This window comes from Allostella sp. (assembly GCF_041913585.1).
In the GTDB taxonomy this organism is placed as follows: Bacteria; Pseudomonadota; Alphaproteobacteria; order ATCC43930; family Allostellaceae; genus Allostella.
In genome coordinates this window covers 1-20,784 of the sequence record NZ_JAYSFE010000034.1, presented here as the reverse complement: position 1 = coordinate 20,784, position 20,784 = coordinate 1, and the positions used below count along the sequence as shown (strand labels likewise).

The 20,784-nt window shown below is 72.9% G+C and carries 26 protein-coding genes; 6 read left to right on the top strand and 20 right to left on the bottom strand.

The window, feature by feature from the left end:
- Positions 1–48: 48 nt before the first annotated feature.
- The 6 genes from ACE3Q3_RS08970 to ACE3Q3_RS08945 all read right to left on the bottom strand — a co-directional run bounded on the left by ACE3Q3_RS08970 (position 49) and on the right by ACE3Q3_RS08945 (position 4,141).
- Complete coding sequence (locus tag ACE3Q3_RS08970; RefSeq protein ID WP_374444719.1) at positions 49–798, bottom strand: lysophospholipid acyltransferase family protein; 750 nt, start codon at positions 796–798, stop codon at positions 49–51.
- Positions 795–1,388, bottom strand: coding sequence for a YdcF family protein (locus ACE3Q3_RS08965; protein ID WP_374444717.1), 594 nt, complete (start codon positions 1,386–1,388; stop codon positions 795–797). Before ACE3Q3_RS08965 ends, ACE3Q3_RS08970 begins: the two co-directional genes overlap by 4 nt.
- Positions 1,385–1,930 (bottom strand): D-glycero-alpha-D-manno-heptose-1,7-bisphosphate 7-phosphatase, encoded by a 546-nt coding sequence (locus ACE3Q3_RS08960; RefSeq protein ID WP_374444715.1) that lies wholly within the window; start codon positions 1,928–1,930, stop codon positions 1,385–1,387. Before ACE3Q3_RS08960 ends, ACE3Q3_RS08965 begins: the two co-directional genes overlap by 4 nt.
- Before the next feature lie 8 nt (positions 1,931–1,938).
- The gene (locus ACE3Q3_RS08955; protein ID WP_374444713.1) at positions 1,939–2,826 is read right to left on the bottom strand and encodes a cell division protein FtsX; all 888 of its coding nucleotides are present in this window, start codon (positions 2,824–2,826) and stop codon (positions 1,939–1,941) included.
- On the bottom strand, positions 2,823–3,470 hold the full coding sequence (locus tag ACE3Q3_RS08950) for a cell division ATP-binding protein FtsE (protein ID WP_374444710.1): 648 nt from the start codon (positions 3,468–3,470) through the stop codon (positions 2,823–2,825). Before ACE3Q3_RS08950 ends, ACE3Q3_RS08955 begins: the two co-directional genes overlap by 4 nt.
- Positions 3,471–3,583: 113 nt before the next feature.
- Positions 3,584–4,141, bottom strand: coding sequence for a tetratricopeptide repeat protein (locus tag ACE3Q3_RS08945; RefSeq protein ID WP_374444707.1), 558 nt, complete (start codon positions 4,139–4,141; stop codon positions 3,584–3,586).
- Positions 4,142–4,187: 46 nt separating this feature from the next.
- Between ACE3Q3_RS08945 and ACE3Q3_RS08940 the strand changes: the two genes are divergently transcribed.
- The gene (locus ACE3Q3_RS08940; RefSeq protein ID WP_374444705.1) at positions 4,188–4,937 is read left to right on the top strand and encodes a DUF3426 domain-containing protein; all 750 of its coding nucleotides are present in this window, start codon (positions 4,188–4,190) and stop codon (positions 4,935–4,937) included.
- A gap of 9 nt (positions 4,938–4,946) precedes the next feature.
- On the opposite strand, the gene ACE3Q3_RS08935 is transcribed toward ACE3Q3_RS08940, so the two are convergent.
- From ACE3Q3_RS08935 to argH, 4 genes are read right to left on the bottom strand one after another with little or no spacing between them, the layout of a single operon-like run.
- Positions 4,947–7,466 carry a TIGR02302 family protein gene (locus tag ACE3Q3_RS08935; RefSeq protein WP_374444702.1) on the bottom strand — a complete coding sequence of 840 codons (2,520 nt, stop codon included), beginning with the start codon at positions 7,464–7,466 and terminating at the stop codon, positions 4,947–4,949.
- The gene (gene lysA, locus ACE3Q3_RS08930) at positions 7,445–8,755 is read right to left on the bottom strand and encodes a diaminopimelate decarboxylase (protein WP_374444700.1); all 1,311 of its coding nucleotides are present in this window, start codon (positions 8,753–8,755) and stop codon (positions 7,445–7,447) included. The genes ACE3Q3_RS08935 and lysA overlap by 22 nt, the downstream gene beginning before the upstream one ends.
- The gene (locus ACE3Q3_RS08925) at positions 8,748–8,885 is read right to left on the bottom strand and encodes a hypothetical protein (RefSeq protein ID WP_374444698.1); all 138 of its coding nucleotides are present in this window, start codon (positions 8,883–8,885) and stop codon (positions 8,748–8,750) included. Before ACE3Q3_RS08925 ends, lysA begins: the two co-directional genes overlap by 8 nt.
- Complete coding sequence (gene argH / locus ACE3Q3_RS08920) at positions 8,882–10,303, bottom strand: argininosuccinate lyase (protein WP_374444696.1); 1,422 nt, start codon at positions 10,301–10,303, stop codon at positions 8,882–8,884. Before argH ends, ACE3Q3_RS08925 begins: the two co-directional genes overlap by 4 nt.
- A gap of 19 nt (positions 10,304–10,322) precedes the next feature.
- Between argH and ACE3Q3_RS08915 the strand changes: the two genes are divergently transcribed.
- The gene (locus tag ACE3Q3_RS08915) at positions 10,323–10,874 is read left to right on the top strand and encodes a TlpA family protein disulfide reductase (RefSeq protein ID WP_374444694.1); all 552 of its coding nucleotides are present in this window, start codon (positions 10,323–10,325) and stop codon (positions 10,872–10,874) included.
- A gap of 13 nt (positions 10,875–10,887) precedes the next feature.
- Here ACE3Q3_RS08915 and ACE3Q3_RS08910 read toward each other — a convergent pair whose 3' ends face one another.
- The 6 genes from ACE3Q3_RS08910 to ACE3Q3_RS08885 form a co-directional block, all read right to left on the bottom strand.
- Positions 10,888–12,210 carry an NAD(P)/FAD-dependent oxidoreductase gene (locus ACE3Q3_RS08910; protein WP_374444691.1) on the bottom strand — a complete coding sequence of 441 codons (1,323 nt, stop codon included), beginning with the start codon at positions 12,208–12,210 and terminating at the stop codon, positions 10,888–10,890.
- A 121-nt stretch (positions 12,211–12,331) separates the two neighbouring features.
- Complete coding sequence (locus tag ACE3Q3_RS08905) at positions 12,332–13,204, bottom strand: 3-hydroxybutyryl-CoA dehydrogenase (protein ID WP_374444688.1); 873 nt, start codon at positions 13,202–13,204, stop codon at positions 12,332–12,334.
- Positions 13,205–13,242: 38 nt separating this feature from the next.
- Complete coding sequence (locus ACE3Q3_RS08900) at positions 13,243–14,181, bottom strand: FAD-binding protein (protein ID WP_374444685.1); 939 nt, start codon at positions 14,179–14,181, stop codon at positions 13,243–13,245.
- A complete protein-coding gene (locus ACE3Q3_RS08895) occupies positions 14,181–14,930 on the bottom strand; it encodes an electron transfer flavoprotein subunit beta/FixA family protein (protein ID WP_374444683.1) in 750 nt (249 codons plus the stop codon). The genes ACE3Q3_RS08900 and ACE3Q3_RS08895 overlap by 1 nt, the downstream gene beginning before the upstream one ends.
- 139 nt (positions 14,931–15,069) lie before the next feature.
- Positions 15,070–15,633 (bottom strand): cob(I)yrinic acid a,c-diamide adenosyltransferase, encoded by a 564-nt coding sequence (locus tag ACE3Q3_RS08890; RefSeq protein WP_374444680.1) that lies wholly within the window; start codon positions 15,631–15,633, stop codon positions 15,070–15,072.
- Positions 15,634–15,637: 4 nt separating this feature from the next.
- Positions 15,638–15,832 (bottom strand): twin transmembrane helix small protein, encoded by a 195-nt coding sequence (locus ACE3Q3_RS08885; RefSeq protein WP_374444676.1) that lies wholly within the window; start codon positions 15,830–15,832, stop codon positions 15,638–15,640.
- A 149-nt stretch (positions 15,833–15,981) separates the two neighbouring features.
- Here ACE3Q3_RS08885 and ACE3Q3_RS08880 point away from each other — a divergent pair, with 149 nt between their 5' ends.
- Positions 15,982–16,824, top strand: coding sequence for a GNAT family N-acetyltransferase (locus ACE3Q3_RS08880; RefSeq protein WP_374444675.1), 843 nt, complete (start codon positions 15,982–15,984; stop codon positions 16,822–16,824).
- Between the two features lie 4 nt (positions 16,825–16,828).
- Here ACE3Q3_RS08880 and ACE3Q3_RS08875 read toward each other — a convergent pair whose 3' ends face one another.
- A complete protein-coding gene (locus ACE3Q3_RS08875; RefSeq protein WP_374444673.1) occupies positions 16,829–17,113 on the bottom strand; it encodes a barstar family protein in 285 nt (94 codons plus the stop codon).
- The gene (locus ACE3Q3_RS08870; protein WP_374444671.1) at positions 17,110–17,544 is read right to left on the bottom strand and encodes a ribonuclease domain-containing protein; all 435 of its coding nucleotides are present in this window, start codon (positions 17,542–17,544) and stop codon (positions 17,110–17,112) included. The genes ACE3Q3_RS08875 and ACE3Q3_RS08870 overlap by 4 nt, the downstream gene beginning before the upstream one ends.
- Positions 17,545–17,718: 174 nt before the next feature.
- Here ACE3Q3_RS08870 and ACE3Q3_RS08865 point away from each other — a divergent pair, with 174 nt between their 5' ends.
- The gene (locus ACE3Q3_RS08865; RefSeq protein WP_374444669.1) at positions 17,719–18,054 is read left to right on the top strand and encodes a hypothetical protein; all 336 of its coding nucleotides are present in this window, start codon (positions 17,719–17,721) and stop codon (positions 18,052–18,054) included.
- 92 nt (positions 18,055–18,146) lie between these two features.
- Here the strand turns inward: ACE3Q3_RS08865 and ACE3Q3_RS08860 are convergent, their stop codons facing one another.
- Entirely contained in the window at positions 18,147–19,154 is a 1,008-nt protein-coding gene (locus ACE3Q3_RS08860; RefSeq protein WP_374444761.1) for a hypothetical protein, read from the bottom strand.
- On the opposite strand from ACE3Q3_RS08860, the gene ACE3Q3_RS08855 reads away from it, so the two are divergent.
- Entirely contained in the window at positions 19,144–19,647 is a 504-nt protein-coding gene (locus ACE3Q3_RS08855) for a thioesterase family protein (protein ID WP_374444666.1), read from the top strand. The genes ACE3Q3_RS08860 and ACE3Q3_RS08855 overlap by 11 nt on opposite strands.
- Positions 19,637–20,140: a pentapeptide repeat-containing protein gene (locus ACE3Q3_RS08850; protein ID WP_374444664.1), complete on the top strand. Its 504-nt coding sequence runs from the start codon at positions 19,637–19,639 to the stop codon at positions 20,138–20,140. The genes ACE3Q3_RS08855 and ACE3Q3_RS08850 overlap by 11 nt, the downstream gene beginning before the upstream one ends.
- Positions 20,141–20,180: 40 nt before the next feature.
- Here ACE3Q3_RS08850 and ACE3Q3_RS08845 read toward each other — a convergent pair whose 3' ends face one another.
- Positions 20,181–20,735 (bottom strand): N-acetyltransferase family protein, encoded by a 555-nt coding sequence (locus ACE3Q3_RS08845; protein WP_374444662.1) that lies wholly within the window; start codon positions 20,733–20,735, stop codon positions 20,181–20,183.
- Positions 20,736–20,784 lie beyond the last annotated feature (49 nt).

Sequence of the window (20,784 nt, the reverse complement as noted above, 5' to 3'; positions counted from 1 at the left end):
TGCTGCCACAAGCCGCTGATGCGACTGGGAAAGCTCGGACGATCCCCGCTATCCCCGGGATTCCGGCGTCCCTTGTCCACCGGCGTCGCGCAGGAGCCGGGCGGTGGCCGCTTCGGTCTCGCGCTCCAGGCGCTGCAGGAACTCGCGGCGGTCGAGGCCGGGCGGAATTGCCGGCAGGAGCTCGACGGTGATCGTGCCCGGCCGCTTGAAGAAGGCGCGCCGGCCCCAGCACAGGCCGGAATCGAGCGCGACCGGCACCACCGGCAGGCCCAACTGGGCGTAGAGCGCGGCCACCCCCGGCTGATAGGGCGCGGCCGCGCCCTCGGCCGACGGCGCCACGCGCGTGCCCTGGGGATAGATCAGGATCGAGCGGCCGGCCGCGGCCAGCGCGCGGGCGTCGGCGACCATGCCGCGCAGCGCCCGGGCGCCCGCCTTGCGGTCGACCGGAATGGCGCCCCAGCGGCGCACGAAGCCGCCATAGATCGGGATGCGCAGCAGTTCCTGCTTCAGCACCACCGCCGGCGCGTCGAGGTGCCCCGGCATCATGATCGTGTCCCAGGCGGACTGGTGCTTGGCGGCATAGATGACCGGACCCGGCGGGGCGCGGTCGAGGCCGATCCAGCGGCTGCGGATGCCGACGATCGCCGCTGCGAGCCGCGCCACGCCGGCCGCCCAGAAGCGGTAGACGGCGACGGTGGCGGCGCGCGGCAGGAAGATGGCGGGCCAGGTCAGCAGCGCCAGCGCGATGGTCCACAGGAAGAAGGCGGCGTTGAAGGCGGCGGACCGGACGATCGTCAATGGCTGCTCCGGGGGCGGACGAAGCTCCACAGATACTTCGCATATTCCGATGCCAGCAGCATCGCCGTGCCGCGCGCCGCCCACCAGTCGCGGCGCATCTGCGTCGGCACGACCGGGTGCAGCACGAAGCGGACCTCCGGCATGGTCCGCCGCAGTTCGCGCTCGGCCCGCCAGAGATGGTAGTTGGCGGTGACGAGCCGCAGCGAACGGAAGCCCTCCTGGGCCATCCAGCGGGCGGTCTCGACGGCGTTGCCGCGGGTGTCGGCGGCGGCATGGCCGAGGACGATGCGGTCGGCGCGGCCGGTCTCGCCGACCCCGGCATTGCGCAGCATGACCGGCAGGTCGACGTCGGGATGGACCCCCGACACGAACAGCTTCTGCGCCAGCCCGCGGACGAGCAGCGCCGCGCCCTCGGGGATGCGGTCGGGGCCGCCGGTGAGCACGACGATGGCGTCGGTCGGGGTGTCGTCCGCGGGCGTGCTCCACGGGATGCTCTCGGCGAACCAGACGAAGCCGGCGACGAGCGCGAGCGCGACCGCGAGCCCCGCCCACAGCAACCGGCGGGCGAGGCGGGCCAGCCCGGCGATCATGGCCGGCCGAGAAGCGCCGCGACGGCCGCCGCCAGATCGTCGTGGACGGCGACCGGCAGCAGGTGCGCCGGCAGGCCCCGGGCCTGCGTCGCCGCACCCTTGCCGGTGCGCACCAGGACGCGCCGGCAGCCGGCGGCGGCGGCGGCCTCGAGGTCGGTCAGCGCGTCGCCCACCATCACCGCGTCCGCGGGCGCGGTGCGGAAGCGCGCCAGCGCCTCGCGCAGCATCCCCGGCCGCGGCTTGCGCCGCTCGGTCGGGCGGTCCGGCGGGTCGGGGCAGACGAACCAGGCGTCGATGCGCCCGCCCTCGCGGGCGAGCGCGGTCCGGACGCGATCGTTGATGCGCTCCAGCATCTCGGGGCTGACGATGCCGCGCCCGACGACCGACTGGTTGGAGACGACGGCGACCGGGATCCCGGCGCCGTTGAGGCGCGCGACCGCGGCGGCGGCGCCCGGGATCATCTCCAGTTCCCCCGGATGGCGCACCGAATGGGCGAGGTCGACGTTGAGGACGCCGTCGCGGTCGAGGAGGGCGAGGCGCATGGCCGCCGTCACATGGTCCGGGCGAGCGCCCGCAGCACCACCTTGCGGGCGACGACGACGGCGATGGCGGCCGCCGCCACCGGCAGCAGCCCGACCGCCAGCCACTCGCGGGTGCCGAACTCGAGGGCCGGCAGCAGGCCGGTGCGGACGATCATCCCGGCGGTGCCGATCAGCATCATCAGCACCGCCGCCAGCGCCGCCCCGGCCGCTCCGCCCTGCAGCCCCATCCACAGTGCCTGGCGCTGGAACTGGCGGGCGATGTAGCTGTCGTGGGCGCCGATGACGTGCAGGATCTCGATCACCTCGCGGTGGATCGCCAGGGCCGCGCGGGTGGCGAGGGCGACCGTCAGGCCGATGCCGAGCACGGCGCCGAGGAGGACCGTGCCGGCCGCCAGCCGCACCGCCGTCACCCAGCCGAGGATCTGGTCGACCCAGAGATGATGGTCGTCGACCCGGATGTCGGGCGCGACGGCGCCGACGACCGCCGCCAGCGTGCCCTCGCGCGGCGGGTCCGAGGGGTCGACGCGGACATCGACCAGGGTCGGTAAGGGCAGGGCCGACCCGGCTTGGCCGAGGCCGGCCAGGTCGGCGCCGAGCCACGGTTCGACGAGGCGCGCGGTCGTTTCGCGAGGGACGGCGGCGGCCGAGAGGACGCCCGGCACCGCCGCCAGCGCCGTCACCACCGCCTGGGCGCGGGCCGCCGTCGCCGCATCCGATTCGGCATGCGGGATCTCGATCGTGACGTTGCCGGCGAGACCGGCGCCGAAGCGGGCGGCGGCCGCCTCGACCGCCAGCGCCAGCGCCAGCGCCAGCGCGGCGACGAAGGCCATCACCGCCACCATCCACGGGATGGTGCGGCTGGCCGCATCGGGCGCGAGCAGGCCGCCGCCGATCATTTGCCACCTCCGCGCACTTCCGCCAGTTCGCCGTCGACCAGATGGAGCACGCGGCCGCCGTGGCGGCGGACCAGGGCCTCGTTGTGGGTGGCGATGACGATGCTGGTGCCGAGCTTGTTCATCTCGACGAAGAGATGCATCAGGCGGCTGCCGATCTCCTCGTCGAGATTGCCGGTCGGCTCGTCGGCGAGGAGCAGCTTGGGCTGGGCGATGACCGCCCGGGCGACGGCGACGCGCTGCTGCTGGCCGCCCGACAGCGCCGGCGGATAGTGGTCGACGAAGGGCCCCAGCCCGACCCAGCGCAGCAGTTCCTCCGCATGGCGGCGGGTCTCGGCCTCGGGCCGGCCGGCGATGCGCAGCGGCAGGGCCGCGTTCTGCAGCGCCGTCAGGTTGGGGATGAGGCGGAAATCCTGGAAGACGACGCCGATCTGGCGGCGCAGGCCAGGCAGTTCCTCGCGCGGCGTCGTCGCGATGTCGCGGCCGAACAGGTTGATGAGCCCGCGCGACGGCGCATGCGCCAAGTACATCAGGCGCAGCAGCGAGGACTTGCCGGCGCCGCTGGCGCCGGTGAGGAACCAGAAGGCGCCGGGCTCGACCGTGAAGGTGAGGTCCCGCAGGATCTCCGGCCCCGTCCCGTAGCGCATCCCAACGTTCTCGAACCGGATCACGTCGCCGCCGTCCGCCTTGCCTTCAGGGTCCCGGAGGGGGCGCACCTTGGCATGCGGGCCGCGGCCGCGTCCACCCGTAGGGCGGTGGTTCAGATGGCGCGGCCGCGGACCGTCCGCCGCAGGTCGCGCACCGCCTCGACGATCCCCGGCATGTGCGGGTTGAGGGCGAGGCCGCGCTCGAAGGCGGCCAGCGCCTCCGCTGGCCGGCCCTCGGCGTTGCGGATCAGCCCGAGCCCGGCCCAGGCGCCGAAATGCCGCGGCTCCAGCGCCAGCGTGCGGGCGACCGCGGCGGCCGATTCGGCGTACCGGCCGAGATGGAAGAGCACGGTCGCCCGCTTGTTCCAGCCCTCGGCGAAGTCCGGCGCCTTGTCGGTCACGTCGGTGAACCGGACCAGCGCCTCCTTGAGCCGGCCGCTGGCGAAGGCGGCGACACCGAGGCGGAATGGGATGATCGCCTCCTCGACGCCGGTGATCGACCAGCGCTGCCAGATCTCGGCCTCCAGCCGGGCGGCGGCTCCGGGATCGGCCGACGGCAGGCGGGCAAAGAGCGGGGCGAGGGCGGGATCGCCCTGGTCGGCGGCGGCCGGCGGGCTGGCCAGCGCCAAGGCGGCGGCCAGCATCGGCCGGAGGATGGAGAGCCGGCGCATGGCCGGAGTCTGGGGCGCGGGACCGCCCTTGCCAAGCCCCTCGCCGATGGCCTTCGACGCCGATGCCGCAGTGCAGCGCGTCGCTTGCGACCCCGCCGTCGACCGGCTAGGTTCCGCCGACAACCGGGGGCCCACCGCCGCCTCGATGATCCTCACCTGTCCGGCCTGCGACACCCGCTACCTGATCGATCCCGTCAGCCTCGGCAGCGAGGGGCGCGTCGTCCGCTGCGCCCATTGCGGCCATTCCTGGCATCAGGTCCCGCCGGCCGATTCGCCGCGCCGGATCGACCTGCTGGCGCCGCCGGACGCCGGGCAGGCGCCCGAGCGGCTCGACATCCCGGTGCCGCCGTCGCCGGCGCCGCTGCCCAACTACCTGCCCTGGACGATCCTGCTGGCGCTGCTGGTCGGGATCGTCGTCGTCGCCCACTTCGCCCGCGACAGCATCGTCGACGCCTGGCCGCCGGCGGCGAAGCTCTACGCCATGGTCGGCGTCCGGGTCGAGCCGCTGGGCGCGGGCCTCGAGATCCGCGGCATCGTCACCGACCGCCGGATCGCCGGCGGCGAGCAGGAACTCCTGGTCCGCGGCGAGGTCTACAACGGCTCCAGCGAGGAGCGGACCATTCCCCGCCTGCGGGCGGTGCTGAAGGACGCGGGCGAGCGCGCGCTCTCGTCCTGGACCTTCCCTGCGGCGGCGGCGCGCCTGCTGCCCGGCGAGAGCGCGACCTTCACCACCGCGGTGCGGGACCCCGACCGGCGCGCCGCCGGCCTGTCGATCACCTTCACCAAGGGCGACTGAACCCGTCGCTCAGAAGCGCCTCAGCAGCCGGTCGATGTAGTCGCGCTCGAGCGACGGGCGGAAGCGCTCGCCGGCGCGGCGCCGGAGTTCGTCGAGAATGGCCCGGCTGCGCGACAGCTCGCCTTCCCCCGGGACCTTGACGTCGCTGCCCTCGTAGGTGCCGGTGGTCGGCATCGGCCGGCCGAGCGGGTCGCGGTTGCGGTCGGCGTTGCGCTGCCCCTGGTTGGGCACGCCCGACGGGTCGCCCTCGCCGAACTGGTCGCCGCCCATCATCTGCTCGGCCATGCCCTGCATCGCCTGCTGGAGCTGGTCGAGCGCCTCGCCCTGGGGTCCGATGGCGCCGCCCGGGTCACCCTGGCCGAGCTGGCGCGCGGCATCGCGCATGGCGCGCTCGGCCCGCCCGAGGCCGCCGGGGATCTCGCCGCCGGCCTCGCCCATGCGGCGCATGAACTCGCCCAGCATCCGGCGGAGCTGCTCCTGGTCGCCGGCGCCCATCCCCTCCTGGCCGTCCTGCCCCTGCTGCCCCTGCTGCCCCTGCTGACCCTGCTGACCGCGCTGCCCCTGCTGGCCGCGCTGGCCCTGGCGCTGCTGCTGGGCGCGGTGGCTGCGGTCGAGAAGCTGCTGCTGGCGCTGCATCATGCGCTGCAGGTCGCGCATCATCTGCTGCGCCTGACCCTGCTGGCCCTGCTGCTGCTGGCCCGGCATCGGCCGCGCCATGCGCATGTTCTCCATCATCTCCTGGAGGCGCTCCAGCATCTGGCGCGCCGCGTCGCGGGCGCCGGTGCGGGCGAGGTCGCGCGCCTGGTCGAGCATGCGCTGGATGTCCTCCCGGCGCACCACCTGGGTGTCGGGGGGCAGCTGCTGCGGCTGGAAGCGCTCGGGGTTGCGCATCATCTCCTCGGCCATCGCCTGCATGTAGCGGTCGATCGCCTGCTGGAGGTCGCGCATCAGCTTTTCGATCTCGGCGTCCGAGGCGTTCCGGTCGAGCGCGTCCATCAGCGCCCGCTGCGCCTGCCGCAGGTCGCGCTCGGCCGACGAGCCACGGCCGTCCTCGATGCGCAGCGCCGTGTCCCAGAGGAGCTGCTGCACCGGCTCGATCGAGGAGCCGTCGCTGTCGAAGGAGAGGCGGGCCCGCGCCGTGCGCAGCGCCAGGAAGACGACGACATCGTCGTCGAAGCGCGCCGGCCGGAGGCTGAGCTGCCCCAGCACCTCGGCCACCGCCTCGCGGTTCGCCGGATCGAGGATCAGCTCCTTGCGCTGCTCGACGATGGCCCGGGCGACCGGGTGGGTGAAGGTGCGCTCGGGCAGGGTGGTCGCGGCGGGCTCGCTCGTGCCCTTCTGGCCGATGGCGTCGACCGCTTCCAGGGTGATGGTGACCGGCAGCCCGGCCCAGGGATGCGGGGTGAGGTCGTGGAAGCTGGTGGCGCGGGCGGCGGCGGGCCCGACGCCGGGCAGCGGCAGCTCCAGCGTGATGGTGGCGCCGCCGGGCGCGTCCTGCCGGTCGTCGGCGCGGCGGATGACCGCCGTCACCGTCTCGATGCCGTAATCGTCCTCGGCGTCATATTCGAGGCGCAGGGCCGCACGCTCGCTGCGGCCGGGCGGCATCGCGAAGCGGATGGCGGGGGCCGCGTCGGGGATGATGCGGATCGGCCATTCGGCGATCGTCCGCCGTCCCTGGACGACCGCCAGCCGCTCGCCGGCGGAGAGCGTCGCGCCGACCCGGAAATTCGCGGCGTCGATGGCGGTGAAGTCGGTCGCGGCCTGATCGACGAGGAGGCGCGGCACGGCGCCGCCGCCGTGCAGCTGCGCCAGCAGGGCGCTGCCGGTCGGCACCGGCAGCGGCCGCTCGCTGTCGGCGCGCAGCAGCACCGGCGGCTGGCCGGTATAGGTCGGCGGATTGATCCAGACGTCGAGGGCGACCGTCGCGGGCGCGGCGGGAGCGGCGAAGGTCGGGGTCACCGCGCGCAGGAGCCGGGCGCCGCCGTCGTCGCGGCCGGCGACGATGCCGATCACCAGGAGGAGCGCCAGCGCGGCGCGGAGCGCGTAGGGGTCGCGGCGGGCCCAGCCGGCGGCGGGGACACCGACCGCGAGCCGGTCGGCCCGGGCCCGCATGCGCTGCTGGTGGATCGCCCAGAGCGCCGCCGCCGGGCCGTCGAGCGCGCCGGCCGGCCGGTCCTCGAGGGTGCCGAGCGGCCGGTGCCGGAGGCCGCTCGCCGTCTCGACCCGGCGCCGCGCGTCGGCACCGGCCGGCATGGCGAGGCCGCGCACGGCGCGCACCGCCAGCACGGCGAATATCGCGAGGAAGGCGGCGAGGAGCCCGAGATGGAGCCAGCCCGGCAGCAGGGCCGGGAGGTCGAGCAGCGCCAGCGCAACAAAAAGGCCGCCGACACCGATCGGCGGCCACAGGGCCGGCCACGTCCGCTCCCAGAGGAGCGCCAGTCGCGCGAGGCGCACGCGCCGCCGGGCGCCGGGGGGCAGCCCCCCCGGTGCCGGCTGCGGAGCGCCGCTCAGGTTCGGCGGGTCTGCCACGGCGCAAGCCTTTCGTGCGCGATCATCTCGTCATAGCTAGGGCGGGCGCGGACCACGGAAAAGTCCCCGCCGCGCACCATCACCTCGGGCGCCAGCAGGCGGCTGTTGTAGATCGAGCTCATGACGGCGCCATAGGCGCCGGCGACGCCGATCGCGACCAGTTCCCCGGGCTCGACCGGCGGCATGGTGCGCGCCGTCGCGATGACGTCGCTCGACTCGCAGATCGGCCCGACGACGTCGACCGTCACCGGCTCGGCGCCGGGGCGCGGCTCGGCCACCGGCCGCACCGGGTGCCAGGCGTCGTACATGGCCGGCCGCACCAGATCGTTCATCGCCGCGTCCAGGATCACGAAGGTCTTGAGCGACCCGCGCTTCACGTACTGGACGCGTGCAAGGAGGATGCCGGCGTCGGCGACCAGCCAGCGGCCCGGTTCCAGCACCACGGTCCCGGGGAAGCCGGCCAGCGCCTCGCGCGCGGCGGCGGCATAGGCCGGCAGGTCGACCGGCGGGGCGTGGCGATAGTGGACGCCGAGGCCGCCGCCGAGGTCGAGCCGCTCCAGCCGGTGCCCGTCCTCGCTCATCAGCGTACGGGCGAAGCCGACCAGCCGTCCGAAGGCCGCGCGGTAGGGCTCGACCGACGTCAGCTGGCTGCCGATATGCATGGCGAGCCCGGCGAGCCGGATGCCCGGCAGGGCGGCCGCGCGGGCGGCGACATCGCGGGCCTGGTCGAGCTCGATGCCGAACTTGGTCTCGGGCGTGCCGGTGGTGATCTTGGCGTGGGTGCCGGCATCGACGTCGGGATTGACGCGGAGCGCGACCTGGGCGACGCGGCCCATGCCGCTGGCGACCGCCGACAGCCGCTCCAGCTCCGGCTCGGACTCGACGTTGAACTGGAGGATGCCGGCCGCCACCGCGGCCGCCATCTCGGGCGCGGTCTTGCCGACCCCGGCGAAGACGATGCGCTCGGGCGCGACCCCGGCGGCGAGCGCCCGCCGCAGCTCGCCCTCCGAGACGATGTCGGCGCCGGCGCCGAGCTCGGCGAAGGTGCGGATCACCGCCTGGTTGCTGTTCGCCTTCAGCGCATAGCAGACGAGGTGCGGGATGCCGGCGAAGGCGGCGTCGAAGGTGCGGAAGCGGTCCTCCAGCACCGCCTGGGAATAGACCCAGCAGGGCGTCCCGATCTCGTCGGCGATCACCGGCAGCGGCACGTCCTCGGCATGCATCGTCCCGTCGCGGTAGGCGAAGCCGTCGCGGAGGGCGGGGCCCGGCGGGGGGGACAGTTCATTCACGGGGATAGACCTTCGGATAGGTGGACTTCTCGCCGTCGGGCGGGTCGAGGCGCGCCTTCTTCCCGCAGGCGGCGAGGCTGCCGGCGGCAATCAGGAGCACGAGGGCGGCGAGGAGCGGACGCAGGATCATGCGAGGTACTTCTCCCTGGCCTCGGCGATGCGGGCGCGCACGCCGTCCGGCGCGGTGCCGCCGAAGCTGGTGCGGCTGGCGACCGAGCGGTCGACCGTCAGCACGTCGTAGACCGCATCGGTGATGCCGGCGTGCTCGGCCTGGAACTCGGCCAGCGTCAGGTCGGCCAGCGCGCAGCCCTTGTCCTCTGCGCGGCGGACGCAGCGGCCGGTGACATGGTGCGCCTCGCGGAAGGGGATGCCCAGCGTCCGCACCAGCCAGTCGGCGAGGTCGGTCGCGGTGATGAAGCCCTTGTCGGTGGCGGCCCGCATCCGTTCGGCGTCGGGCGTCATGTCGCGCACCATGCCGGCCATCGCGGCGAGCGCCAGCGACAGGGTGTCGGCGGCCTCGAAGGTCGGCTCCTTGTCGTCCTGCATGTCCTTGCCGTAGGTCAGCGGCAGGCCCTTCAGCACGATCAGCAGCGCGTTGAGGGCGCCGATCACCCGGCCCGCCTTGGCGCGCACCAGTTCGGCGGCGTCGGGGTTGCGCTTCTGCGGCATGATCGAGCTGCCGGTGGTGTAGGCGTCGGTCAGCCGGATGAAGCGGAACCCGTCCGCGCACCACAGCACGATCTCCTCGGCGAAGCGCGACAGGTGGACGGCGGCGATGGCGGCGGCCGCGAGGAACTCCAGCGCGTAGTCGCGGTCGGAGACGGCGTCGAGCGAGTTCGCCATCGGCCGGTCGAAGCCCAGCGCCGCCGCCGTCATGTGGCGGTCGATCGGGAAGGAGGTGCCGGCCAGCGCGGCGGCGCCCAGCGGCGATTCGTTCATGCGCCGGCGGGCGTCGGCGAGCCGGCCGCGGTCGCGGCCCAGCATCTCGACATAGGCCATCAGGTGATGGCCGAAAGTGACCGGCTGGGCCGCCTGGAGATGCGTGTAGCCCGGCATGACCGTGCCGGCGTGCGGCTCCGCGAGGTCCAGCAGGGCCGCCTGCAGATCCTTCATCTGCTGGTCGAGCCCGTCGACGGCGTCGCGGACCCAGAGCTTGAAGTCGAGCGCGATCTGGTCGTTGCGCGAGCGCGCGGTATGGAGGCGGCCGGCGGCTGGGCCGATCAGCTCGGTCAGGCGCGCCTCCACGTTCATGTGGATGTCTTCCAGCACGACCTTGAACGCGAAGGTGCCGGCCTCGATCTCGCCGAGGATGGTGTCGAGCCCGGCGACGATCCGCTCGGCGTCGGCGGCCGAGACGATGCCCCTGGCGGCCAGCATCCGTGCGTGCGCCTTCGAGCCGGCGATGTCCTGGGCGTAGAGGCGGCGGTCGAACCCGATCGAGGCGTTGATCCGTTCCATGACCGCGGCCGCGCCCGCGGCGAAACGCCCGCCCCACAGCGGGTTGGCGGCGGGCTCGGCGGCACCATTATTCTTGTTCGCGTCGGTCACAGGCTCGGGCTCCGAAGACATGATCGTTGGTTTCGCGCGGCTCGCCGCCGCACTGCTGCTGCTCCTGGCGGCGTCGGCCGCGGCTCCGGCCGGGGCCGAGGCGCCGCCCTTCCGCGGTGCGATCGGCGAATTTACCCCGGCGGCGGAGCCGCGGCCAGCGCCGACGCTGCCCTTCCTCGATGGCCAGGGGCGCGAGGTGTCGCTGGCCGATTTCCGCGGCAAGCTGCTGGTGGTCAACCTGTGGGCCACCTGGTGCGCGCCCTGCGTCCGGGAGATGCCGGCGCTCGACCGGCTGCGGCGGAAGCTCGAGGGCACGAACGCGATGGTGCTGGCGCTCTCCTCCGACCGCGGCGGGGTCCGCCAGGTCGAGGCCTTCCTGAAGAAGCACGGCGTCGAGGGGCTGGGCGTCTGGGTCGATCCCCGTGGCGCCATCCCGCGCGCCTTCGGCGCCCGCGGCCTGCCGACGACCATCCTCGTCGACTGGGACGGGCGCGAGATCGGCCGGCTCGAGGGCGATGCCGAGTGGGACGGCGAGGCGGCGCTGGCGCTGATCCGCCACTACCTGAAGTAGGGGTGCCGCGACCTCAGGCGTGCGGGCGCGGGTTGCTGCCGTCGCGGTAGCGCGACAGCCGGAACTCGCGCGGGTCGACGATCGGCCGGTCGCCGGTGACGAGGTCGGCCGCCAGCCGCCCCGCCGCCGGGCCGATGCCGAAGCCGTGGCCGGAGAAGCCGGTGGCGATGACGAAGCCCGGCAGCGCGTCGACGGTCGAGATCACCGGCACGATGTCGGGCGTGCTGTCGATCAGCCCGCCCCAGGTCTGCGTCACCACCATGTCGCGGAAGACCGGGAAGTCGCGCGCGACGAGTTCCTTGAGGGCGGCCAGCGCTTCCTGCGACGGCTCGGGGTCCATGATCCGCACCTGCTCGAACGGCGTCACGCTGTCGAGCGACCAGCGCCGCGGCCGCCGCAGCTCGTCGAAGAAGCGCTTGCCGAGGCGGAGCTTGACGACCTTGCGGTTCTGCCGCCAGACCGGCAGGAAGTCGAAGAAGAGACGGAAGCTGTCCGGCGTGATGTCGGTGATGTTGGTGTTGCGCTTGGCCATCGTGTAGCCGCCGTCGGCGCGCTTGCGGATGCCGTAGTCGTTGGTGCCCATGGTGCATTCGGGCCCGCCCTCGATGGGGGCGGTGCGAAGGACCGAGCCCGTCACCATGAGCTGCGGGATGTCGATGCCGAGATTGCCCGAGAAGAGCCTGGACCAGACGCCGCCCGCCAGGATGACGCCCGAGCAGGCGACGCGCCCCTTCTCGGTGACGACGGCCGCGACCCGGCCGCCCGCCGTCTCGATGCCGCGCACGGCGCAGTTCGTCATGACGGTCCCGCCGGCGCGCTGGACGGCGCGCGCCATCGCCGGGGCGGCGATCGAGGGCTCGGCACGGCCGTCGCTGGCCGTGTAGAGGCCGCCCACCCACTTCCTGGTGCTGCCCGGCGCGAGGCGGGCGACCTCTTCGGCGCCGAGCAGCCGCGAATCGAGCTGGAACGGCCGGGCATGCTCGAGCCAGCGTTCCTTGGCCGCCATGTCGGCCTCGCTGTCGCAGGTGAAGAGCGTGCCGGCGCGGGTGAAGCCGGTCGCTTCGCCGATGCGCCGGTCCATGCCTTCCCACATCCGCTGCGCTTCGATGCTGAGCGGGATTTCGCGCGGGTCGCGCTGGGCGGTGCGGCAGAAGCCCCAGTTGCGGCTCGACTGCTCGGCCGCGACCTCGCCTTTCTCGCAGAGGACCGTGGGAATGCCCTTCTCGGCCAGCGAGAGGGCGGCGCTGACGCCGATGATGCCGGCGCCGACGACGACGACCTGGGTCTGGGCCGGAAGCGTGTCGTCGGATCGGACGCGATCGACGGTGACGGGCATGGGCGGGGAACCTTGCGCGGCTGAGAAGCGACCGCGAAGTGTCGTCCCGGCCGGTCGGCCGCTCAAGCCCGATCGCAGGGCGGGGCGATCCTGCGACAGGCGGCCGCAGGATCGGTGTGGGTCAGCGCGTCGGGACCGGCTTCTCGCCGCGATAGTCGTAGAAGCCGCGGCCGGCCTTGCGGCCGAGCCAGCCGGCCTCGACATACTTCACCAGCAGCGGGCAGGGGCGGTACTTGGAGTCCGCGAGCCCGTCATAGAGCACCTGCATGACGGCGAGGCAGGTGTCGAGGCCGATGAAGTCCGCCAGTTCGAGCGGCCCCATCGGGTGGTTGGCGCCGAGCTTCATGGCGGTGTCGATCGCCTCGACCGAGCCGACGCCCTCGTAGAGCGTGTAGACGGCCTCGTTGATCATCGGCAGCAGGATGCGGTTGACGATGAAGGCCGGGAAGTCCTCGGCCGCCACCGGCTGCTTGCCGAGCCGCACCGCCAGTTCGCGGATCGACTGGTAGGTCGCGTCCTCGGTCGCGATGCCGCGGATCAGCTCGACGAGCTGCATCACCGGCACCGGATTCATGAAATGCATGCCGATGAAGCGGCCCGGCCGGTCGGTCGAGGCCGCCAGCCGGGTGATCGAGATCGAGGAGGTGTTGGAGGCGACGATCGTCGACGGGCCGAGGTTCGGCACCAGCGCCTTGAAGATCTCCTTCTTGACCTGCTCGTTCTCGGTCGCGGCCTCGATGACGACGTCGCAGTCGCGGAACACCGCCATGTCGCGCGCGGTCTCGATGCGGGCCAGCGCGGCGGTGCGCTCGTCGTCGGTCAGCTTGCCGCGGGCGACGAGGCGCTGATAGCCGCGGTCGATGTTGCCGACCGCGCGCGCCAGCGCCTCCTCGCTCATGTCGAGCAGGCGGACGGGGTATCCCGCCTGGGCCGCGACCTGGGCGATGCCCGAGCCCATCTGGCCCGCGCCGATGATGCCGATCTTGCCGATCATCCCGTTCCCTGCTTCCTCTGCCGCCTCGAGCCCGGGGCTCAGGCCTTGTCGATCGCGCTGGTAAGTTCCGGCACCAGCTGGAACAGGTCGCCGACCAGGCCGTAGTCGGCGACCTGGAAGATCGGCGCCTCCTCGTCCTTGTTGATGGCGACGATGACCTTGCTGTCCTTCATGCCGGCGAGATGCTGGATCGCACCCGAGATGCCGACGGCGATGTAGAGTTCCGGCGCGACCACCTTGCCGGTCTGGCCGACCTGGTAGTCGTTCGGCACGAAGCCGGCATCGACCGCCGCACGGCTGGCGCCGACGGCCGCACCCAGCTTGTCGGCCAGCGCCTCGAGCAGCTTGAAGTTCTCGCCGTTCTGCATGCCGCGGCCGCCGGAGACGACGACCCGGGCGGCGGTCAGTTCCGGCCGCTCCGACTTCGACAGTTCGTTGCCGACGAAGCTCGACAGTCCGACGTCGCCGGCCGCGCTCACGGCCTCGACGGCGGCGCTGCCGCCCTCGGCGGCCGCGGCCGCGAACCCGGTGGTGCGGACGGTCACGACCTTGATCGCGTCCTTCGACTGCACCGTCGCCAGGGCATTGCCGGCATAGATCGGGCGCACGAACGTATCGGGCGAGACGACGGCGGTGATGTCGGACACCTGCTGCACGTCGAGCAGGGCCGCCACCCGCGGCAGGACGTTCTTGCCGTTGGTCGTGGCCGGCGCCAGGACGTGGCTGTAGGCGGGCGCCAGCCGGACCAGCAGCGGCGCCAGGTTCTCGGCCAGCGGGTGGGCGTAGGCCGCGTCGTCGGCGACCAGCACCTTGGCGACGCCGGCGACCTTGGCCGCCGCCTCGGCGGCGCCGGCGCAGCCCTGCCCGGCGACCAGGATGTGGAGGTCGCCACCGATCTCGGCCGCCGCGGTGACGGCGTTGAGCGTGGCGGGCTTCAGCGCCGAGCCGTCATGCTCGGCCAGGACGAGGACGCTCATCAGATCACCCGCGCTTCGGTCTTCAGCTTGTCGACGAGTTCGGCCACGGTCTTGACCTTGATGCCGGCCTGGCGCTTGGCCGGCTCCTCGACCTTGAGGGTGGTGAGGCGCGGCGCCGGATCGACGCCGAGATCGGCCGGCTTCACCGTCTCGATCGGCTTCTTCTTCGCCTTCATGATGTTGGGCAGCGAGGCGTAGCGCGGCTCGTTGAGCCGGAGGTCGGTGGTGACGATCGCCGGCAGGGCGATGCGGATCGTCTCCAGCCCGCCGTCGACCTCGCGCGTCACCTCGGCCTTGTCGCCGTCGACCTTGACCTTCGAGGCGAAGGTCGCCTGCGGCCAGCCGAGCAGGGCGGCCAGCATCTGGCCGGTCTGGTTGGCGTCGTCGTCGATCGCCTGCTTGCCGAGGATGACGAGCTTCGGCTGCTCCTTCTCGACGACCGCCTTCAGCAGCTTGGCCACCGCCAGCGGTTCCAGCACCTGGTCGGTCTCGACCAGGATGCCGCGGTCCGCGCCCATGGCGAGCGCGGTGCGGATCGTCTCCTGGCACTGGGTGACGCCGAGCGACACCGCCACGATGTCGGTCGCGACGCCCGCTTCCTTCAGGCGCACCGCCTCCTCGACTCCGATCTCGTCGAAGGGATTCATCGACATCTTGACGTTGGCCGTCTCGACCCCGGTCTTGTCTCCCTTGACCCGGATCTTGACGTTGTAGTCGACGACCCGCTTGACGGCGACGAGCACTTTCATCGGCACCAACTCACCTGATGGATGCTGGGCAGCGGCAGGAAGGTCCGGGCATCTCGCCCGTCCTGTGGTCGCCGCGGCGCGCGATTTGTGCACATGCACAATGGCATGGCAAGCCGAAACCTTCCCGCCGGCAGGTCGGTCACCGGTTGGCGCCCGGGACCCACAGGACGTCGCCGGCGCCGTCGCCGTTGGCGTGGCGCGACAGCACGAAGAGCAGGTCCGAAAGGCGGTTGAGATACTTGAACGCCTCGGGATTGAGCGCCTCGCGCCGGCCGAGCGCCGCCACCAGGCGCTCGGCCCGGCGGGTCACGGTGCGGGCGAGGTGGAGGTGGGCGGCGGCCGGCGTGCCGCCCGGCAGGACGAAGGACGAGAGCGGGGCGAGCGCGGCATTGTAGCGGTCGATCTCCGCCTCCAGCCGCTCGACCTGGGCCGCGACGATGCGAAGCGCGCCCTCGGCCTTGCGTCCGTCCTCCGGCGTGCAGAGGTCGGCGCCGAGGTCGAAGAGGTCGTTCTGGACGCGCGCCAGCAGCCGGTCGAGATCGCCGCCGGTGTGCAGGCGCACCAGCCCCACGGCGGCGTTCGCCTCGTCGACGGTGCCGAACGCCTCGACGCGCAGGTCCTCCTTGGGCACCCGCCGCCCGTCGCCCAGCGAGGTCTCCCCGCGGTCGCCGCCGCGGGTGTAGATGCGGGTGAGCTGGACCATGCCCCTAGGATTTCATCATCCAGAGGATGATCGCGAAGATCCCGACCGCCGCCATCTGGAACAGCACGCGGTAGCGCATCAGGGCGTTGCTGCGCCGCGGGTCGTTGCCGCCGCGGATCATGCCGACGACGCCGGCGCCGAGGACGCCCAGCGTCGCCATCATGACGAGGACCAGGAGCACCGTGAGGAACGTGTTCATGGGACCGATATAGCGCCTGCGGCCGCCGGCGCCCAGATCGGGGCGACGATTCGCCCGGCAGGCGGTGCCCGGGCCGCACCTGCCGGTTGCGCCGCGGCCGCGGTGACGTCAGGGTTCCCCACCCGCATCCGCCGAGGCGAGGACCCCGCATGCATCCCGTTCCCGACATCGCCGTGATGAGCGCCGCCGACCTCGACCAGGCGATCGACTGGGCCGCCGACGAGGGGTGGAATCCCGGGCTCGCCGATGCCCTCGCCTTCCGCGCCGCCGACCCGACCGGGTTCCTGATGGCGCGCGTCGGCGGCGAGCCGGCGGCTTCCATCTCGGTCGTCCGCTATCCCGGCGACTTCGGCTTCCTCGGCTTCTACATCGCGCCGCCGCCATTCCGCGGCCGCGGCCACGGCTATGCCCTGTGGCAGGCCGGGATGGGCTACCTGTCGGGCACGGTCGTCGGGCTCGACGGCGTGCCGGCGCAGCAGGCGAACTATGCCCGCTCGGGCTTCGTGCTCGCCTATCGCAACGTCCGCTTCGGCGGTTCGCCGTCGGGCGTGCGGATCGAGCCCGGGCTCACGCCGCTGGCAGACGTCCCGCTCGACCGGCTTCTCGCCTACGACCGGCGCTTCTTCCCGGCACCGCGGCGCGCCTTCCTGGCGGTCTGGGCGTCGCTGCCGCACAGCCACGGCTATGCGCTGGTGCGCGACGGCGGGCTCGCCGGCTACGGCATCGTCCGGCGCTGCCGGGTCGGCTGGAAGATCGGCCCGCTCTTCGCCGACGACGCGGCCGGGGCCGAGCGCCTGTTCCGCGGCCTCGCCGCCCAGGCGGGGGAGGGGCCGGTCTTCCTCGACGTGCCCGAGGTCAACCCGGCCGCGGTGGCGCTCGCCGAGCACCACGGCCTCGCCCCGGCCTTCGAGACGGCGCGGATGTATCGCGGCCCCGCCCCGCTGGTCGACCTCGCGGGGACCTGGGGCGTCACCACCTTCGAGCTCGGCTGACGGGTCAGTCGCGGAACCGCACCGTGAGGTCGGGGCGGGCCTCGGCGGCCTCTTCCAGGGTCTGCCGCAGCCGGTCGAAGGTCTCGCCGAGGGCCGCGCGGCTGGCGGCGGCGTCGCGCCACTCGATCTCGATCGGTCCCGGCACGTCGGCCGTCAGGCTGTCGTGCAGCGCGTCGAGGTTGCGCCCGAAATGATCGGGCAGGCCCGGCAGGGCGGCCAGCGCCAGCCAGACGAGGTCGCTGCGCGTGGCGGCCGCACCCTCGACCACGATACGCCGGGGGGTGGTCATCGCGGCACCGCCTGGAAGGTCTCGTAATGGTCCATGGTCACCCAGCGCGATCCGTCGCTGCCGAAGACGAGCCGGCGTGCGTTGCGCCGGCCGCCGCGATAGTCGAGGTCGGCCTCGCGATAGGCATTGCGGCCGGCCGGCGGCAGCCGCCGCTCGCGGTTGCCGAAGACGTCGCCGCCGATGCTGCGCCCCGGCGCCACCGCCCACAGGTCGCGGCCGGGCGACCAGCCCAGCCGCCGCGCCTCGTCCTTGGTCACGTAGCGGGCGGGCAGGCGGCCGGTGCGCTCGAGATGGCCGATGGTCTCGACGAAGGCGTCGATGTCGGCGAGCCCGACGCGGGCGGCGAAGGCCCGCCAGTCGCGCTCGCCCGCCGCGCCCGGGGACGCGGCGGCGAGTGCCAGGAGGAGGGCGAGGACAAGACGGCGCAGCATGGCGGACGGCATCCTAGCGGCGCGGCGCATTGACCGGAACCGCCGCGCTTCCTATTCTTCTCTGCATGGTGTTCCACGCGCAGCGCCGGATCGGCGGGCGAATTACGGACCCGGTTCTCATCGAGAGCCGGGCATCGTCGTTCGTCCATTCGCATCCGAGAAGGCTGCCGTGCCATGCAGTACCGGGATTCCCTCCGCTCCGACCGTAGCGCCGCCGACCTGCGCGCGCCCGCGGGCCTCGCTTCCCGTCCCACCGCCTGCTTTTCCCTCATCGCCCGTCCTACGCCCGGACTGATGCCGCGCGTGCTGGAACTGTTCGCCAAGCGTGACCTCGTGCCGTCGGCCTTCGTCGCACGCACCGAAGGGCGCGACGGCGACGAACTGTCGATCGACGTGCAGATGGAGGGAATGGACCGCGAACTCGCGGATTACGTTGCCCGCTGCATGCGCCAGATCGTCGGCGTCGATGTCGTCCTGGTCTCCGAGAAGCGTTTCGCCGTAACGGCTTGAACGCGATTGTTCACCCCTCTTATCCACAGGAGAGGGGCCTTATCCGCAGGGTTATCCACAATTTTGCGGGATAACCCGCCGGCGACCCGGGGTCAGTGGCCCCGGGTCCAGCGCCGGTAGGTTCGCGCTTGCAGGGCCGGGAATATGTACATCGGCAGTTGGGCGACCGCGAAATAGAGGGTGATGGCGATCGGCGTCTCGGCGCCCAAGGCCGCCCACATCAGGCCCATGTTGCGGTTGCCGGTCATGAAGCCGACGGCGAGCGCCGCCGGCGCGCCGGTTCGCCGGAAGGCGAGCCAGCCCGCCGCCTGCAGGGCGGCGTTGAAGACGAGGGCGGCCGCCAGGTAGACCAGCACCAGCCCCGGGTCGGCGAGTGCCGCGTCGGTGACGCCGTCCATGATGGCGATGGCGAAGACGACCAGCACCAGCATGTTGAAGCCGTTGACCGCCTCGGCGTGGCTGCGCATCCGCTCGCGCCCGACGAGGCGGCGGATCGCCTCGGCGGCGGCCGCCGCGCCCAGCACGAATCCGGCGAGGCGCAGGGTCAGTTCCGCCATGCCGATGTCGAGCGTCACCCCGACCAGTCCGAGCGCCAGCGGCGGCACGGTCATCGGCGCCAGCAGGTGCGCCAGCACCATGACGACCAGCGCCAGCGCCCCGTCGAGGCCGAGCAAGAGGCAGATGGCGGGCGCCGACATGATGCAGGGGGCGGCGGCCGACAGCACCATCGCCGTCACCAGCCCCGGCGGCAGCGGCAGGAGGCGGGCCGCCACCGCGACCAGGACGGGCGCCGCCACCATCAGCCAGGCCAGCGCCAGCACGACGCGCGGCCAGGCGCGGATCTGGCGCGCGATCTCGGCCCATTCCAGGCGCAGCATCGAGCCGACCATGGTCATGGCGACGGCGACCGGCAGCCACGGCTTCAGTTCGCGGGCGAGGCCCGGCAGGGCGAGCCCGACCAGGATGCCGAGCGCCAGGACGCGGGTGCCGTTGCGGCCCAGCAGGGTGAGGGCGGAGAGCAGCATCGAGGCGCCGATGTCGGGGCAGGGAGGTTTTGAGATGACGGCCGATCGTCTATCTTCGCCCGCCATGTCCGACATGCTCAACGACGAACGCCTCTTCGCCGAACATTCCGGCCGCGTGAAGCCCGAATGGATCGACGTCAACGGGCACATGAACCTCGCCTACTACCTGCTCGCCTTCGACCAGGGAACGGACACGCTGCTGCACCACCACGGCATCGGCTCGACCTACACCCGCAGCACCAACTGCGGCTTCTTCGTGCTGGAGACGCACCTCACCTACGAGCGCGAACTGGTCGAGGGCGAGCCGTTCCGCATTTCGACCCAGATCCTCGGCCTCGATGCCAAGCGGCTGCACTATTTCCACGTCATGCATCACGCCGAGCAGGGCTTCCTGGCGGCGACCAACGAGATCATGGCGGTGCATGTCGACCTCGCGGTGCGCCGGTCGGCACCCTGGCCGGCGGCGGCCTTCGCCTCGCTGACGGCGATGGCCGACGCCCACCGCCGGCTGCCCCGGCCGCCCCAGGCCGGGCGCGCCATCGCCATGGAGCGGCGACGTGCGACGTGAGGCGCGCGCGCTCGCCGGCCTCGTTCTCGGCCTGTCCGCGCTCGCCGGCGCGGCCGCGGCCGGCTGCAACGATCCGGCCGGGCCCGGGGTCGACTGGCGGCGCTGCTACCAGGACGGGGCCGAACTCGCCGGTCACGACCTCTCGGGCGGGGCGCTGCGCGACGCCACCTTTTCGCGCGCCGACCTCTCGGGCGCCAACCTCGCCAAGGCCGATGCCTCGCGGGCCAAGTTCCTGTCGGCGAAGCTGCCCCGCGCCAAGCTGGAGGAGGCGCGCCTGACCGAGGCCGACTTCACCCGCGCCGACCTGACTGCCGCGGTGCTGGTCCGCGCCGACCTGTCCCGTGCCCGCTTCTTCCGCGCCGTGCTGCGCCAGGCCGACCTCTCGGGCGCCACCGTGCGCGGCACCGATTTCGGCGGCGCCGACCTCTCGGGCGCCACCTGGACCGACGGCCGCCGCGTCTGCGCCGAAGGCTCGATCGGCCAGTGCAACTGAGGCCAGCGCAACTGAGGCCAGCGCACCCGGAGCCGGCCCGCTAGGACCGATCGGCGAGCCGCCGGAGCGCGAGCCCGCCGAGGGACTGCAGCAGCCATTGGCCGTGCTGCTCGAAGCCAAGCCGCTCGTAGAAGCGGCGCGTCGGGTTCCAGTCGAGGACATGGAGGACGATCGCCTGCCAGCCGCGGGCGGTGGCGATGCCGGCCAGATCCTCCAGCAGCCGGCGGCCGATGCCGTGGCCGCGGGCCTCCGGGTCGACGAAGAGGTCCTCCAGGAAGAGGCCGCGGCGGCCGGCGAAGGTGGAATAGTTGGGATAGAAGAGCGTGAAGCCGACGTCGCGGCCGTCCAGCGACGCGATCCGCGACTCGAAGGCGGGACGGGGGCCGAAGCCGTCGCGCCGCAGGTCCGCCTCCGAGGAGACGACCTTGTCCGCCAGGTTCTCGTAGGCGGCCAGCGCGCGCACGAGGCGCATCAGCGTGCCGACATCGTCGATGGTGGCGGTTCGGATGGCGATCTCCGGCATCGGCTGGTCCTCGTGCGGTCGGGGGGCGTCGGGGTCGTGGGACGGGCGGCGGACAGGGTAGCGGGCGATCACGGAACGGTCATCGTCCGGTCACTGCGGAGTGAGGCGGCGTGATTCGCCG